Origin of the sequence: Nitrosomonas sp. (assembly GCF_020852615.1) — a bacterium.
In the GTDB taxonomy this organism is placed as follows: Bacteria; Pseudomonadota; Gammaproteobacteria; order Burkholderiales; family Nitrosomonadaceae; genus Nitrosomonas.
This window is the reverse complement of the sequence record NZ_JADZAJ010000015.1, coordinates 17,804-32,054: the sequence shown is the minus strand read 5'-3', so window position 1 is coordinate 32,054 and position 14,251 is coordinate 17,804. Positions and strand designations below refer to the sequence as shown.

14 protein-coding genes and 1 tRNA gene are annotated in these 14,251 nt (G+C 47.8%); 10 read left to right on the top strand and 5 right to left on the bottom strand.

Annotation, left to right across the window (positions count from 1 at the left end; genetic code table 11):
* Both IT527_RS02890 and IT527_RS02885 read left to right on the top strand, forming a co-directional pair.
* Window positions 1-966: a hypothetical protein gene (locus IT527_RS02890; protein WP_292966313.1), complete on the top strand. Its 966-nt coding sequence runs from the start codon at window positions 1-3 to the stop codon at window positions 964-966.
* A gap of 53 nt (window positions 967-1,019) precedes the next feature.
* Entirely contained in the window at window positions 1,020-1,667 is a 648-nt protein-coding gene (locus IT527_RS02885) for a DUF2959 domain-containing protein (RefSeq protein WP_292966311.1), read from the top strand.
* 9 nt (window positions 1,668-1,676) lie between these two features.
* Here IT527_RS02885 and IT527_RS02880 read toward each other — a convergent pair whose 3' ends face one another.
* Entirely contained in the window at window positions 1,677-2,123 is a 447-nt protein-coding gene (locus IT527_RS02880) for a DUF721 domain-containing protein (RefSeq protein ID WP_292966308.1), read from the bottom strand.
* A 435-nt stretch (window positions 2,124-2,558) separates the two neighbouring features.
* Here IT527_RS02880 and secA point away from each other — a divergent pair, with 435 nt between their 5' ends.
* The 8 genes from secA to IT527_RS02840 all read left to right on the top strand — a co-directional run bounded on the left by secA (window position 2,559) and on the right by IT527_RS02840 (window position 10,000).
* A complete protein-coding gene (gene secA / locus IT527_RS02875) occupies window positions 2,559-5,288 on the top strand; it encodes a preprotein translocase subunit SecA (RefSeq protein ID WP_292966305.1) in 2,730 nt (909 codons plus the stop codon).
* Between the two features lie 169 nt (window positions 5,289-5,457).
* Window positions 5,458-6,063 (top strand): ubiquinol-cytochrome c reductase iron-sulfur subunit, encoded by a 606-nt coding sequence (gene petA / locus IT527_RS02870; protein WP_292966302.1) that lies wholly within the window; start codon window positions 5,458-5,460, stop codon window positions 6,061-6,063.
* A 1-nt stretch (window position 6,064) separates the two neighbouring features.
* On the top strand, window positions 6,065-7,312 hold the full coding sequence (locus tag IT527_RS02865) for a cytochrome bc complex cytochrome b subunit (RefSeq protein WP_292966300.1): 1,248 nt from the start codon (window positions 6,065-6,067) through the stop codon (window positions 7,310-7,312).
* Complete coding sequence (locus IT527_RS02860) at window positions 7,309-8,013, top strand: cytochrome c1 (protein ID WP_292966298.1); 705 nt, start codon at window positions 7,309-7,311, stop codon at window positions 8,011-8,013. Before IT527_RS02865 ends, IT527_RS02860 begins: the two co-directional genes overlap by 4 nt.
* Window positions 8,014-8,061: 48 nt before the next feature.
* Window positions 8,062-8,661, top strand: coding sequence for a glutathione S-transferase N-terminal domain-containing protein (locus IT527_RS02855; protein WP_292966295.1), 600 nt, complete (start codon window positions 8,062-8,064; stop codon window positions 8,659-8,661).
* Window positions 8,658-9,098, top strand: a complete 441-nt coding sequence (locus IT527_RS02850) for a ClpXP protease specificity-enhancing factor SspB (RefSeq protein WP_292966293.1) — start codon at window positions 8,658-8,660, stop codon at window positions 9,096-9,098. Before IT527_RS02855 ends, IT527_RS02850 begins: the two co-directional genes overlap by 4 nt.
* A gap of 20 nt (window positions 9,099-9,118) precedes the next feature.
* Window positions 9,119-9,194 (top strand) — tRNA-Thr (locus IT527_RS02845).
* A 281-nt stretch (window positions 9,195-9,475) separates the two neighbouring features.
* The gene (locus IT527_RS02840) at window positions 9,476-10,000 is read left to right on the top strand and encodes a cytochrome P460 family protein (protein WP_292966290.1); all 525 of its coding nucleotides are present in this window, start codon (window positions 9,476-9,478) and stop codon (window positions 9,998-10,000) included.
* A 4-nt stretch (window positions 10,001-10,004) separates the two neighbouring features.
* Here the strand turns inward: IT527_RS02840 and IT527_RS02835 are convergent, their stop codons facing one another.
* Genes IT527_RS02835 through IT527_RS02820 form a run of 4 tightly spaced genes read right to left on the bottom strand, consistent with a single transcriptional unit; the run spans window position 10,005 to window position 14,243 of the window.
* Window positions 10,005-11,204 carry an ABC transporter permease gene (locus tag IT527_RS02835; protein ID WP_292966287.1) on the bottom strand — a complete coding sequence of 400 codons (1,200 nt, stop codon included), beginning with the start codon at window positions 11,202-11,204 and terminating at the stop codon, window positions 10,005-10,007.
* Between the two features lie 8 nt (window positions 11,205-11,212).
* Complete coding sequence (locus tag IT527_RS02830; protein ID WP_292966285.1) at window positions 11,213-12,415, bottom strand: ABC transporter permease; 1,203 nt, start codon at window positions 12,413-12,415, stop codon at window positions 11,213-11,215.
* Window positions 12,412-13,092 carry an ABC transporter ATP-binding protein gene (locus IT527_RS02825; protein ID WP_292966282.1) on the bottom strand — a complete coding sequence of 227 codons (681 nt, stop codon included), beginning with the start codon at window positions 13,090-13,092 and terminating at the stop codon, window positions 12,412-12,414. Before IT527_RS02825 ends, IT527_RS02830 begins: the two co-directional genes overlap by 4 nt.
* On the bottom strand, window positions 13,089-14,243 hold the full coding sequence (locus IT527_RS02820) for an efflux RND transporter periplasmic adaptor subunit (protein WP_292966279.1): 1,155 nt from the start codon (window positions 14,241-14,243) through the stop codon (window positions 13,089-13,091). Before IT527_RS02820 ends, IT527_RS02825 begins: the two co-directional genes overlap by 4 nt.
* Window positions 14,244-14,251 lie beyond the last annotated feature (8 nt).

Genomic DNA, 14,251 nt, shown 5'->3' with positions numbered 1-14,251 from the left:
ATGAGCAGTTCTGCTGGTTTACAAAATATCCCTGATCTTTTGGTACAGGAAATCGCCATTCAGGATGCGCAGCCTGTTCATCCGGAATTTCAGATTTTTGTTGATACATTGAAACAGCGTTTCGGAAAAGCGCTGGATGCCGTTATTTTGTATGGTTCCAGTCTGCAGGCTTCCGATCTGACCGAAGGCATAGCTGATTTTTATGTGCTGGTCAGCGATTATCAGTCTGCTTATTCTGATTGTCTGCTGGCCTGTCTGAATGCCTGGCTGCCCCCAAATGTGTTTTATCTGGAAATTCCTGCTGTAACCGGCGTAATGCGATCCAAGTATGCGGTTATTTCGACAGCAGATTTTGAACGTGGCGCCCAGTGGTTTCACCCTTATATCTGGGCACGTTTTGCACAGCCGGCCAGGTTGCTTTATGTGCGTGATGATCAGGCCGGGAAGCGTATTCATATTGCGCAGGCTGGCGCTGTGCTCAAATTTATCAGCTCGACGTTGCCAATGCTCAAACCGGGTCCCGGTAATCCGGAAATGATCTGGGCTTCCGGGTTAATGCTGACTTACGCTGCCGAGCTGCGTGCCGAGCGTGAGGCACGTGCCCGCTATCTGGCAGGGCTTAACCCGGGAATCTATAATCGGCTGACGGCAGCAGCCCTCCCTGCTCTGGGCTCGCTGCTGAGTTTGCAGGCTGACGGGCAATATCACATTAATTCAATATCACCCTATCAGAGATTACGGGCGCGAATCCATTGGTGGCTGCGGCGCTGGCAGGGGCGAGTATTGTCGATACTGCGGCTGAGTAAGGCGACGATGACGTTCCGCGACTGCCTGGATTATGCCGCCTGGAAAATTGCTCGCCATACCGGTATCAAAGTCGAGATTACGCCCATGTTGAGGCGTCATCCGATACTGTGGGGGTATAAAGTTATGTGGCAACTGCTGCGGCGTGGTGTATTGCGCTGAAGCTGATTAATAACAGCAGGATATTCTGGAAAATTTATTGGGGAATGACAGTGATGAACTATGCAGTCCGATTATTTGTGGTGATTTTTGCGGTTTCCCTGACCGCCTGTTCCACCATGTATTACAGTGGACTTGAAAAGATCGGTATTCCAAAACGGGATGTTCTGGTCCATCGGGTTGAGAAAGCAAGAGATACGCAGGAAGAAGCCAGAGAACAGTTCAAGTCCGCACTGGAACAGTTTTCTGCTGCAACCAGCTTCAAAGGGGGCGATCTTGAAGTCATTTATAAAAAATTGAACCGGGAATATGAGGCAAGTGCGGACAAGGCAAACGAAATCAGAAGCCGTATTGAAGATGTTGAGAGTGTTTCGGCAGCGCTATTCAGGGAGTGGGAGCAAGAGATTACGCAGTATTCCAATCCGGCGCTGAAGCGCAGCAGTCAGGAAAAGCTGAGTACAACCCGGTCGTATTACAGGCAGCTCATTGCTGCCATGAGAAATGCGGAATCAAGAATTCAGCCTGTATTAACAGTTTTTAATGACCAGGTGATGTATCTTAAACATAATCTTAATGCCCGGGCGATTGCCTCACTGAAAGGTGAACTGAAAACATTGCAGTTGAATGTTTCGACTTTGGTTGCGGCGATGGAGCAGTCCATCAGTGAAGCCAATGCATTTATCAGTAATATGGAGAAAAAATAGGGGACAGCTTCACTGGTTGGCAAGCAGCGCCCTGATGGATGACTGGAGCGGGGACCCTGCCGGCAACGAGCCGGATAGTTTGCTCAGATGCTCGACCGCAACCTTGCTGAGGGTACGGGAAACCTCTCCGGTATTTTTCGATTCCGGAAAATTTAACCGGGGTTGAATGGAAACCCTGACAGATTCCACTTTGATTCCGGCTTTGTTCATTTTCTGCTGAATGATTGGGGTAAGGTGGCGCAGCCGTGTGGCAATGGCGCCGCTGTCTGTATAAATAATCAGATTTCCTTCGGCAGTATGCTGTCCTGCGACACACCGGTTGCTTAACGGCGGGGGTATCATACTCAATAGCTGTTCCTGGATTCTCACCAGGTATTTGGCTCTGGAAAACAACTGGCCATACTCAGGAGATTTGTCGAGGCCAGATAAAAAATTATTCAGATTAAGGATGGACATACTGCCTTGCCTGATGTCATTAAATAAACCCTAAACAGCTGTAACCGGTTTGTGTATGGCTTCTGTCTGTTCTGTCTACTTCTGCTTACGATTTTGATTATGGTAGTATGGCCGGGTTTTGGCATCCCGGCAATCAGGTGTGTTGTCATAAACAGTCAGCTCAATTACGGAGGTGTTTGCCAATCAACAGAAAGTGCAGGCCATTGCTGTTCACTGGCGCATGTGCTCTGAACCCAAAGGCATCATGTTGTACACTCGCTTCATTACCTTATCTTCATATACACACCGGCTCGTGCCGTTAATCGCAATTTTCCGGCCAGATCATAAATTTATTTACAGGCGACTTCCAGTAATCTTCTGTTATGAAACAGATTCAACCTGGCAGATGGTTTGTAAACCATACTTTTTCATCAATAGACAAATAACTAATTTCCCATGCTGAGCAATTTACTGAAGAGTATTTTTGGTAGCCGTAATGATCGACTGGTAAAACAGTACTCGAAGATTGTCCGCGCCATCAATGAGCTGGAAGCTGTCATCTCACCCCTGTCGGATGAAGCATTACGCAATAAAACAGGTGAATTTAAACAACGTGTTGTAAATGGCGAGAAGCTGGATCAGCTGCTGCCTGAAGCTTTTGCTGTGGTTAGAGAGGCAGCGAAGCGTGTACTGGGAATGCGTCACTTCGATGTACAGCTGATTGGCGGCATGGTTCTGCATGAAGGAAAAATTGCCGAGATGCGCACAGGTGAAGGAAAGACGCTGATGGGAACCTTGCCGACCTACCTGAATGCGCTATCAGGTAAAGGGGTTCATATTGTTACGGTAAACGATTATCTGGCAAAGCGTGATGCGGAATGGATGGGACAGGTCTACCGTTTTCTGGGATTAACCGTCGGGGTCGTGCTGTCACAAATGCCCCACGAAGAAAAACAGGCTGCTTACGCTGCGGATATAACCTACGGCACGAACAATGAATATGGTTTTGATTACCTGCGTGACAATATGGTGGGGCACAGTGCCGAGCGTGTCCAGCGAGAACTCAATTTTGCCATTGTGGATGAAGTTGATTCAATCCTGATTGATGAAGCCCGGACACCGCTGATTATTTCCGGTATGGCTGAGGGTGATACTGAAATTTACAAGCGCATAGACGTGCTGATACCCAAACTGACGCGGCAGGCGGATGAAAACAGTCCTGGTGATTACAGTGTGGATGAAAAAACTCAACAGGTTCTGCTGAGCGAAGAAGGGTTCGAGCACGCTGAAAGATTACTGAGTGAGGCTGGCCTGTTGCCTGTCGGATCCAGTTTGTATGATCCGATAAATATCAGCCTGATTCATCATTTTAATGCTGGGTTACGTGCACATGTGTTGTTCAATCGTGATCAGCACTATGTGGTACAGAATGATGAGGTCATTATTGTCGATGAATTTACGGGTCGTCTCATGCCGGGGAGACGGTGGTCGGAAGGGTTGCACCAGGCTGTTGAAGCCAAAGAAAACGTCTCGATCCAGAAAGAAAACCAGACGCTGGCATCTATTACTTTCCAGAATTATTTCCGGATGTACGAAAAGCTTGCGGGTATGACCGGTACCGCTGATACAGAGGCATTTGAGTTCCAGCAAATCTATGGATTGGAAACGGTTGTGATACCGACGCATCGCCCCATGGCGCGGGATGATCGCATGGATCAGGTTTTTCGTACAACACAGGAAAAATATCAGGCAATTATTGTGGATATCAGGGACTGTTACGAGCGCGGGCAGCCTGTCCTGGTGGGCACTACTTCGATCGAAAATAATGAATTGCTTTCATCCCTCCTGACAAAGGAGAAACTGCCTCATCAGGTTCTCAATGCCAAGCAGCATGCCAGAGAAGCAGAAATTATCGTGCAGGCAGGGCGCCCTAAAATGGTAACCATCGCGACTAACATGGCGGGTAGGGGAACGGATATTGTTCTGGGAGGAAATCCCGAGCAAGAGATCAATCAGATCAGGATGGATGAAACACTTGATGAAGCAGCCCGAAATAAAAAAATTGAGGAAATTCGCCGGGCATGGCAGATCAGACATGACGAGGTAATCAGGCTGGGCGGGTTACATATTATTGGTACAGAGCGACATGAGTCACGCCGGATTGATAATCAGTTGCGCGGGCGTTCCGGACGGCAAGGAGACCCCGGTTCCAGTCGTTTTTATCTTTCGCTGGAAGATTCTCTTTTGCGTATTTTTTCTTCAGACAGGGTTGCGAATATTATGACGCGCCTCAAAATGCCGGAGGGAGAAGCAATCGAGCATCCTTGGGTTACGCGTGCAATAGAAAATGCACAAAGAAAGGTAGAAGCCCGAAATTTTGATATTCGCAAGCAACTGCTGGAATACGACGATGTGGCCAATGATCAGCGTAAGGTAATTTACCAGCAGCGCAATGAATTGCTGGATGCTGAACAGGGGGTTACAGATACAATAAGTGCTATTCGCGGAAGTGTAGTTAGCCAGCTTGTCAGTACTTATATTCCGGAACAGAGTATTGAAGAGCAATGGGATGTTGCCGGGCTGGAGAAGGCCCTGGCCAGTGAATACCACTTACAGATTCCAGTCCGGAAATGGCTGGAGGAAGATAGCGAGCTACACGAAGAAAATCTCCGTGACCGTATCATAGAATCAGTGAATACGCATTACCAGAGTAAGGTTGAGCAGATCAGCGCCCCCATTATGCACCAGTATGAGCGTATGGTGATGTTGCACAGTATAGATACTCACTGGCGGGAACATCTGGCTGCATTAGATCATTTACGCCAGGGAATCCATTTGCGTGGCTATGCCCAGGTAAATCCCAAGCAGGAATATAAAAGAGAAGCTTTTGAGCTATTCACCGCAATGCTTGAAGCAATTAAATCAGATGTGACAAAAATTCTCATGGCGGTACAGATACGAAACGAGCAACAGGTTGAATCTGTTGCAGAGACACCTGCTCCTAAAAATCTGGAATATCATCATGATGCCTATAATGAAGTAGCGGAAGAGCAGCAATCTGTTGCGGAGAATCAGGAGAATAAGCTGCAGCCTTTTGTTCGGAAGAATGAAAAAATTGGACGGAATGACCCTTGTCCTTGTGGATCGGGCAAAAAATTCAAGCAATGTCATGGCAGGTTGAACTAAAGAGATAGCTCAAGTTTGGCAATCGGGCTATCTAAGCGGATGCGGACTATGCTAAAATTCCCCCACTTGTAACGTGTGAGGTTATCGTCCCAAGAGTCAGTACTCTTGGGTGTCGTTTTTTAGTTTGTTGCTGATTGACAGGAATTTAATGAAATGGAATTGTTAGAAAATGACAGATAGTGGTGATAATGGAAAGATGAGTGGGCGACGTCGCTTTTTGCTGGCAGCAACCTCAGTCGCTGGTGTTGTTGCAGGCGCTGGTGTGGCAACACCATTCTTGCGCAGTATGATGCCAAGCGAGCGTGCCAAGGCTGCGGGAGCTCCTATAGATATAGATATCAGCAAGCTGGAGCCGGGTATGTTATTAACGGCAGAGTGGCGTGGAAAACCGGTCTGGATACTCAAGCGGACTTCAGAAATGCTCGATGATCTGAAAAAGCTGAATGACAAACTGGCCGATCCGGATTCACAGCGGGACCAACAGCCATCGTATGCACAAAACCCGACAAGATCAATTAAACCTGAGATCCTGGTCGTGCTGGGAGTCTGTACACATTTGGGATGTTCTCCGGTATATCGAAAAGACATTGCACCAGCCGATCTGGGTCCTGATTGGCTTGGTGGGTTTTTTTGTCCTTGTCACGGTTCCAAGTTTGATTTGGCCGGGCGTGTTTATAAAAATGTTCCAGCACCTTCTAATCTGGTAGTACCTCCTTATACCTATTTAAGTGATAGCCGGCTTTTGGTCGGCTCAGACAGTAAAGAGTCCGCCTAAGATGAGTAAACAGCAAAATTCAATGATGGAATGGATAGACAAACGCTTTCCTTTAACAGCGACCTGGAAGGCACACTTGTCTGAGTATTATGCGCCAAAGAATTTCAATTTTTGGTATTACTTCGGATCGCTGGCACTGCTGGTACTCGTTAATCAGTTGCTGACAGGTATTTTTCTGACCATGAGCTATAAGCCTGATGCAAGTATGGCGTTTGCATCAGTTGAATACATTATGCGTGATGTGGATCTTGGTTGGCTGATCCGGTATATGCATTCAACAGGGGCTTCCATGTTTTTTGTGGTGGTCTACCTGCATATGTTCCGTGGAATGTTATATGGGTCTTATCGCAAGCCGCGTGAGTTATTGTGGTTGATCGGTATGGCAATATTTTTTGTTTTAATGAGTTTGGCCTTTACCGGTTATATTCTTCCATGGGGGCAGATGTCTTACTGGGGGGCACAGGTGATTGTCAGTATGTTTGGTGCAATACCAGTTATAGGTGATACGCTGTCCAACTGGATTCTTGGTGATTTTATGTTGTCAGATGCAGCATTAAATCGCTTCTTTGCATATCATGTGGTGACGTTGCCGTGGTTAATTGTTGTGCTGGTATTTGTTCACATTATTGCTTTACATGAAACCGGTTCCAACAACCCGGATGGTATTGAGATCAAAGCCAATAAAAATCCTGATACAGGTATACCTGTTGATGGGATACCGTTTCATCCGTATTACACGGTTAAAGATATTTTTGGGGTGATAGGGTTCCTGATTGTATTCTGTGGAATTATTTTCTTTGCTCCTGAAATGGGCGGATATTTTCTGGAAGATAATAATTTTATTCCGGCAAACCCTTTACATACTCCTGATCATATTGCACCGGTATGGTATTTCACCCCATATTACTCAATGTTACGTGCAGTAACCGTGAACTTCCTTGGTGTAGATGCCAAATTATGGGGTGTGATATTAATGGCTGCCGCGGTAGTTATATTCTGTTTCCTGCCTTGGCTGGATCGCAGTCCGGTTAAATCAATCCGCTACAAAGGGCCATATTTTAAATTTGCCTTGACTTTATTTGTTATTAGCTTTTTCGTACTCGGCTGGTTAGGTACTAAATCTCCTACCCCTCTGTATACGTTGCTGGCACAAATCTTTACTGTAATTTATTTTGCTTTTTTCCTGCTGATGCCTTGGTACAGCAAAATAGATAAAACTAAACCAGAACCAAAGAATGTAACAAAATGAGAATGATAAAATTTTTACTGCTGGCCATATTACTGGCACCGTTTGTCGCACATTCTTCCGGTCAGGAAGTTAAATTGGACAAGGCTCCTATAGACAGGGGAGATAAGGAATCGCTGCAGCGAGGCGCGAAGAGTTTTGTGGAATATTGCCTTACTTGTCATGGCGCTAATTTCATGCGTTACAACCGCCATCGCGATATTGGATTGAGCGAGGAGGATATTCGCGCTGATCTTATTCGTACCGGACAAAAAACAGGTGACCTTATGGAAGCCGCGATGCGAAAAAAAGAAGCTGAAGGGTGGTTCGGTGTAACACCTCCTGATCTGTCTGTAATAGCACGGGCTCGTGGGGCTGATTGGTTGTATACCTATTTGCGTACTTTCTATCAGGATACTTCAACCTATAGTGGCTGGAATAACCTGATTTTTGATAAAGTTGCAATGCCTCACGTTTTACACCATTTGCAAGGATGGCAAACTCTTGATGCCGGGACTAGGAACTTGATTCTGACCAGGCCGGGTACCATGACCAAGGAAGAGTACGACAGATTTGTCGCAGATTTGGTAAATTACATGGTCTACTTGGGGGAGCCGCATGCATCTTATCGTAAAGAGCTCGGGATAACAGTGTTGTTGTTTCTGTTCGGTATGCTGGGTTTAACCTACTTACTTAAGAAAGAGTATTGGAGAGATATACATTGAGTTCTCCAAAATCAGTTTCTGTGTAATCGGTTTTATCTGACAGAAGTTATGATGACATTGTATTCAACAGCAACCTGTCCTTTCAGCCATCGTTGCAGAATTGTATTGCATGAAAAGGATATGGATTTTCAGGTAATTGATGTTGATCCCAACAACATGCCTGAAGATATTGCTGTAATTAATTCTTATAGTAAAATTCCTATTCTGATTGAAAGGGATCTCATATTGTATGAGGCAAATATTATCAATGAGTATATTGATGACCGTTTTCCTCACCCACAGTTGATGCCGGCAGAACCGGTGATGCGAGCTCGTGCAAGGCTGTTGCTTCATCGGTTTGAAAAAGAGCTTTTTTGTCATATAGAATCTCTGGAACAAGGTGATCAGAAGGCGGCAGACAAGATACGTACTGAAATTGCAAATGGGCTGACAATGATTGCTCCCATTTTCGATAAGCAGAAGTATATGCTGGGGGATGATTATTCTATGCTGGATGTTGCTATTGCTCCCTTGCTATGGCGATTGGACCACTATGGGATTAAGTTACCAAAGCAGGCGGCGCCGTTGCTGAAATATGCTGAGAGGCTTTTTAGTAGACCTTTGTTTGTTGAAGCATTAACACCATCTGAGAAATTAATGCGCAAATGAGTGGTGATATTTTAATCAAACCTTATTTGGTACGGGCAATCCATGGATGGTGTACCGATAACGGCTACAGTCCTTATGTTTCAGCACTGGAAGGTGGATGTTCAGGAATTCCTTCAGAATTCTTTCAGAATGGAAAAGTAATTCTCAATATAAGTTACCAGGCAACAACCAACTTGCTGGTTAATAATGAAGAAATTTGTTTTATCACTCGTTTTAATGGTACCTCAACCAGAGTTGAAATTGGGATTGGAGCAGTAGATGCCATATTTTCCAAGGAATCTGGTCAGGGTCTTACATTTACACCTGAGATCAATAAAACAGTAGTTGCCGGGGAGTTAGGAAGCAGTAAAGAGCACCCTGTTCTGCATGATGAACAAGCGGCTCCACCTGTTAACAGTAACCGGGATAAGTCTTCATTCTTAAGAATCGTAAAATAAGGTTCTTGTTTCCAGTTTGTGCCGGCATAGCTCAGTTGGTAGAGCAGCTGATTTGTAATCAGAAGGTCGCGAGTTCAATTCTTGCTGCCGGCACCATAAAACTGTTTAAAACAGTTGGAGTAGCATCTGTCCTTCTGTCAGAACAAATAAAGTAGACAGCTTATTCATTCCAACTGGCAATTCCAGAATACTTAAAATTCTGGCTGATATGTCTACGATCAGATTGCCGGTTCCATGATTCATAGTAGCAGTATATCTATGATACCCAACGGGGTTTGCATGTTTTCTGTGCGGATTCTGTTCTCTATACGAGAGATAAGACAACTCATATTTACTGGTAATTTGCTTGCCTGGCAATTTTAAAAAGGAGAGAAAAAATGAAATTAAGCTTCGGATTATCTGCTCTGATCGGTTTGACGTTGTCATTCCACGCTTATGGTGGCGGCAACCCGGAATTCGTCAAGTTCCCGGAAAAATATGAACAGATTTTTACAAAATACGATGTGGCTAATCGTGCCAATCAGACACAGCTGGCGAAATTCTATGCAAATAAGATTGCAGTAGAGAGTTACAAGAAAGGTGAAGAGGCTGCACCCGGTTCAGTAGTGGTAATGGAAATCTATGTACCCAAAAAAGATGCTGAAGATAAAATCCTGTCTGGTGCGGATGGTCTGTTTATCATCGATAAACTGGCTGCAGTAGCAGTTATGGAAAAGAGGAATGACTGGGACAGTGCTTACAATGCAGATGATCGCTCAGGTGGCTGGGGATTTGCCTTGTATGATCCCGCTGGTGTTGCAAAAACTAATGATTTGAATTGTGCTCAGTGCCACACTCCGCTGCAGAAACAGGACAATCTGTTTTCTTTCCAGAAACTGGTGGATTACGTAAAGAGCCACTGAAATTCTATTCAGCACGCAGCGCATCTACCGGGTTGAGTCGGGCTGCACGCATGGCAGGAATCACGCCTGCTGCCAGCCCGATACCTCCTGATAGCATGAGTGCGGTGATGACGTAGCGCCATGGGATACTGACGGGCAGTTCGCTGATCAATCCTCCCAGAAGTCCTGCAATACACGAGCCTGTCAACAGCCCGATTATTCCGCCCAGTGTGGAGAGTACTGTTGATTCCAACAGAAACAGGATACGGATACGCATGGGGCTTGCTCCCAGTGCGTTGAGCAGTCCGATCTCCGCCATTCGTTCGTTGACTGCGATATGCATCAGCGTGATCATTCCCACTGCACCGACCAGTAATGAGATACCACCCAGTACTGCGACAGCGAAAGTCAGTACATTCAGGACGGTGGACAGAGTACTAAGCATCTGCTGCTGCGGTGTGATTGTAAAATCCTCACGCCCATGCCGCTCGACCATGATGCGCCTGATATCATTCATCACTTCATCCAGTTGGGCAGCTGGCGGATAGACCACCTGAATTTCCATTACACCTTCCCGGTTAAAAATTTCCAGTGCCCGGGCCGTAGGAATGTAAACCGTGTCATCCAGATCAAAACCCAGCACCTGACCTTTAGCCGCCATTACTCCGATGATGCGGAAACGTGAGCCACCTACCTGCAATACCAAACCAAGCGGATTAGCATCACCATACAGTTCCTTTTGCACTTTAGCACCAAGCACCGCAAAAGCACGTGGGTTGCGCGGATCATCCGCTGGCAGAAACTGGCCGATAGCGGTGTGCATATTGAATGCCCGATCAAAATCCGGTCCCTGGCCGGATACAGTGACACGCCGGCTGCGGCCGCCGCCACGTACTTCCGCATTACCGGTAACAGTAGCATTGGTATATGTCGCGTGATGAGATGACTTAAGAGCAAGTGAGTCCTCAATCGTCAGCAGACGCATACTGCCGATTGAGCCTGTTGAAGCACCGCGTGTACGGATCTTGCCAGGAGTGATATTCAGAATGTTGGTTCCAAACTGGGTAAACTCGGATAGAACAAAACGCTGTATTCCCGTACCGATCGCAGTCAGCAGAATGACAGCGGCTATCCCGATGGCAATGCCGGATGCAGACAGGAATGTACGTTTCGGGTTGGCGGTTAGTGCCTGTAGAACAAATTTCAGGGATTCAATAAAATTCATTACAAGGCTTAACGTTTACTAAGTGCCGTGACCGGATCCAGCTTTGCTGCACGGATCGCCGGCAGTAATCCGGCAAGAATACCGGACAGTACGGCAACGGCAATCCCGGCAAAATTGGCCCAGAGTGGCGGCCAGGCGGGCAGCAGCGGGTAGATCAGGCGCAACAGCCAGCTTCCTGCCTGGCCCAGCACAAACCCGGCTAAAGCACCGGTAAGTGAAAGCCAGACTGCCTCAGCCAGAAAAATCTGACGAATGATTGCTGCCGGAGTACCAATTGCCTTAAGCAGACCGATTTCTGTTGTGCGCTGGCTGACGGACACCAGCATGACATTCATGACCAGAATGCCGGCAACGGCAAGGCTGATGACGGCAATGCCGGCAACACCCAGTGTCAGTGCACGCAGGATTCGTTCAAATGTGGCCAGCACGGCATCATGAGCGATCACAGTCACGTCATCTTCGCCATCATGGCGCCGGATAAGGGTTTGATGTATTGCCTCCCTGACACTGTCAATTTCGTCGTGATGACGGGTTTCGACCAGCAGGCGAAACAGTGAAGTGGTATTGAGCAGTGTTTGGGCGTGCTGGATCGGGATAATGACCAGTTCATCCGAATTATATCCCATGGATTCGCCTTGAACGGCCATGACACCGGTAACCAGAAAACGCCGGTCGCCCAGGCGGACACGCTGCCCCAGTGCATTGCCATCCGGGAAAAATTCCTGTGCAATTTTAGCGCCCAGCACAATCTGAGCACTGTTATCGCCCGTTTTCGAAAGAAAATTACCCTGGGCCAGCTTCATGTGCCGAATCGGGAAAATTTCAACTGTAGTTCCCATCAGTGTAACTTCGCGCAGTTTTCCGGCAGAGGAAAGTTCGGCTACTCCAACATTCAGGGGGGCATAACGGCTGACTTGCGGCAATCTTCCCACCCAGTGAGCATCATCCAGTGTCAAATCTCTCGGGGTTTGCCCCATGACAGCACCGGGGAAGCTGCCGGCAGTTTCGGCACGGCCCGGCAGGACAATAATCAGATTGGTACCGATTGAAGAAAATTCATTAACGACGTACTGGCGCGCACCATCTCCCAGCGCCGTCAGGATGATGACTGCGGCCACACCCAAAGCCATGGCCAGCATGATCAGGAGTGAACGGACAGAGTGGCTGGTGAGGGTTTTGAGGGAAAAAAGCAGGATATCCTGTAGTTTCATGCCGGTTCTAGTTCGTCAGCCTCAATTTGACCATCTCGCATGGCGATTCGGCGCCGGGCACGTAACCCCAGCTCCCGATCATGCGTCACTACAATGAGTGTGGTTCCTGTCTGATTCAGCGCTTCCAGCAGGGTAATGACTTCCGAACCGATGCGATGGTCCAGGTTGCCGGTAGGTTCATCAGCCAGCAAAGCGGTTGGACGCAAAATAGTGGCGCGGGCAATGGCTACGCGCTGACGTTGTCCGCCGGACAGTTCGGCCGGACGATGATGTGCACGATCACTCAGATTGAATGCCTGCAGCGTTTCCGTAATGCGTGCTTTACGCTCTGCAGGCGATATGCCGGTCAGTATCAGAGGAAGTTCAATGTTTTCTGCTGCTGTCAGCCTGGGAATCAGATGGAAGGACTGAAATACAAAACCGATCTTTTCTCTGCGTACCTGTGCCTGCTCAGTTTCTGACAGATCGGTGACATCCCTGCCATCCAGCAGGTAATGCCCGCTATCAGGCCGATCGAGCAATCCGATTACATTCAGTAAGGTCGATTTACCCGATCCGGATGGTCCCATGATAGAAACGTATTCACCGGATTCGACTATCAGATCAATGTGATTAAGTGCATGAATAGCCTGATCCCCCATGTGAAAAATACGGGTGATGCCGGAGAGCTGGATCATGGCTGATGTGGTTTGGGTATGACGCGAGTACCTGCTGTAATTTCCCCGTCATTACCGGACAGAAAAACCTGATCGCCTTCTGATAATCCCTCAAGCACCTCGGAATATACCCAATTGGCCAGTCCTGTTTTCAGGGTTCGTTCTTCAAGTCTGTCATCCTGGCCCAGTACCCATACTTTATTGTTCTGACGGATAACCTGAGTGGGGACACGCAGCACATTTTCCCGGTGATCCGTGATTACTTCGACATCTGCACTGTAACCGACCAGCAGGGCGGCCTGTTCGGGGTTGGTAAATTCTGCTTCCACATCTACAGTACGTGCCTGTTTCTCAACCTCGGTCACATAAGGCGCAATCCGGCGTATTTTTCCATCGAAAACCCGGCCGGGGAGTGCATCCAGAGTAATGCGTGCAGTTTGTCCCACCCGGATTTTAGGGGTATCAACCTCATCCATTGGTGCGCTCACATAAAGACAGGAGTCATCAATCAGATCCACAGCCGGTGGAGTGGGAATTCCCGGTGGGGAAGGTGTGACATATTCACCCAGTTCACCGGTAATCTGTGCAACAACACCGTCAAAAGGAGCAATAAGTCGCGTTCGATCAAGATTGGCCTGACTGACTGCAATCTGTGCACGTGCCCGTTTTACTTCGGCTGCAGTAGCGGCACAGGCAGCCCGCTGGGCACTTGCCGTGGCCTCGGCATCATCAGCTCGTTGTGAACTGACGAATCCTCTGGTAACCAGCTGCTGGGTACGAATGGATTCACGCTGCGCGTTTCCCGCCAGGATGCAGGTTTCACGCTGCCGGCTTTCAGCAGTAGCCAGTTGTTGTCTGGAGAGATCGTGCTGCGCCTGCAGATCAGCATTCCATAATTCCAGCAAGACCTGACCTGCCTTGACTCGATCGCCTTCTCTGATTTTCAGGTTGACGATCTGGCCCCCGGCTTGAGGGGAGAGTTTGGCGCGCCGGCATGCCTTGATCGTACCGGCACGGGTATTCACTACGGTAGCCTCAACGATGCCACGACTGACCGCTGCCAGCTCAACTTCCCGGGGCTTGCTTCGGGTCAGGTGCCAAATGATAAATCCGGCTGCGGCAACTACCAGTGTAATACCCGCTATACGAAGCAATAGTTGTGATCTGGGCATGAGGGAGA